This is a genomic window from Mesorhizobium intechi (assembly GCF_002879535.1).
In the GTDB taxonomy this organism is placed as follows: domain Bacteria; phylum Pseudomonadota; class Alphaproteobacteria; order Rhizobiales; family Rhizobiaceae; genus Mesorhizobium; species Mesorhizobium intechi.
Map to the genome: position 1 here is coordinate 1 of NZ_PNOT02000129.1, position 1,515 is coordinate 1,515.

The 1,515-nt window shown below is 61.3% G+C and carries 2 protein-coding genes; both read right to left on the reverse strand.

From position 1 onward, the window contains the following. Nucleotides 1-41 precede the first annotated feature (41 nt). Nucleotides 42-350 carry a hypothetical protein gene (locus C1D09_RS11350; RefSeq protein ID WP_143974346.1) on the reverse strand — a complete coding sequence of 103 codons (309 nt, stop codon included), beginning with the start codon at nucleotides 348-350 and terminating at the stop codon, nucleotides 42-44. Between the two features lie 527 nt (nucleotides 351-877). After that, on the reverse strand, nucleotides 878-1,465 hold the full coding sequence (locus tag C1D09_RS11355) for a TetR/AcrR family transcriptional regulator (RefSeq protein ID WP_143974347.1): 588 nt from the start codon (nucleotides 1,463-1,465) through the stop codon (nucleotides 878-880). Nucleotides 1,466-1,515 lie beyond the last annotated feature (50 nt).

The following is a 1,515-nucleotide window of genomic DNA, read 5'->3' on the forward strand; positions in this document are numbered from 1 at the left end:
GCCCCGCGAGCGGGGCTGTTCCGACGGGCCGGAGGCAGCGTCTACTTGCTGCCGCCAATCTGCTTCACGTTGCTGCAGAATTCCGGATGGGTATTGGTGGCGTTGGCGTTCTTGACCTCGTCGGCGCAGGCCGTCGTCATCATCTTCTGGTCGTCGGGCGTCAGCGCTTTCCAGGCCTTGATGAACTCATCATTGCTGCGCATCTTCTTCATGGTCGAGTCCGTGTAAAAGGGCTGCATCTTGGCTGGATCGTCGAGAGCGGACGTCCCGCTGCTGCCCGTTGCGGCGAGAGCCGAACCGGCGACCATCGAAAGCGCCATGGCGCCAAGGCAGATCATCTTGATTTTCATGATAGAATCCTTCCCTGTTGCTTGGTGACCGTCTAAGCAACGATCAAGGATATAACGGGAGGATTTTGGTAAAGTTCCCACTTTTCGCGCAAGCTGAACTCGACTTTTCCAAATATATCATACGATCGCTTGAAATTTTCTCGAGTCTTTGTTCATATTGCCTATGTGAAAAGCCGCTTTGGCTGCCGGCATGGCCGCAAAACGACGTGCCCTGACGTGAATCGTGGCCAGAGCCCGGAGGCGGTTCGACGTGGCAGCGTCCCGCGATTTCAAAACTTCCCGGCTCTCTGATGGTTCCGCGCCGTCAGTCTCAAAAAAGGCCCCACCGGCAGGACCGGCGGGGCATTGATCGGAGGTCTGCGATCGCCTGCCAGGCGATCCCTAAAGCAACGGGAACGGCATGCGAAAAGTTTCACCGTTCCGTGCGCCGGCTGACGCCGATGGCGGGTAGCAGCCGCCTGCCGCCCCGCGGCCCTGGCCGCGTCGGGCAACCAGCTTCGCCACCACCAAAAGCACGATCGATGTCCTTAGGATGCTGCATCCGTCTGCCTCGGCTGGGCCAGCGCACGCGCCGCAGCCGCGCCCGCTGCCAGGATGCGGTCCGACAATTCCGTTCCTTCGACCGCTCGGGCCAATTGAAGGGCGCCGATGAGCGCGGCGAATACGCCCAACGCCACGCCCTCGCGATCTTGGGTGTGCGGCGGCAGGTCCTTGGCCAACTGGCGCACCAGGGTCATCAGCCCTTCGGCGTAGAGACCGCGCGTCTCGGCCGGCTGACGCGCGATTTCCGGCAACAGCGCCGCCGAAGCGCAGCCGGTCTCCGGATGGTCCCGATGCTCGGGCGACAGATACATCGCCAGAGCCAGTTCCAGGCCTCCTGAGGCCAATGCCTCCTGCAGCTGCAGAGACTGGGCTTCCAATGCCGATGCGATGCTCTCGCGGACGAGGTCGGCCTTGGACTGGAAGTGTGGATAGAAGGCGCCGTTTGTCAGCCCGGCGTCGCTCATGATCGTTGCCAGTCCGGATGCGGCGATGCCGTCGCTTCGAAAGCGTTGCGCGGCGACTTCCATGATCCGGTTGCGCGATGCGTCCTTCCGGCCCTTGTCGTAGCGCATGATGGCTCTCTCTCCTTTTCCTATTGCATTACGACCATACTGTGATATTA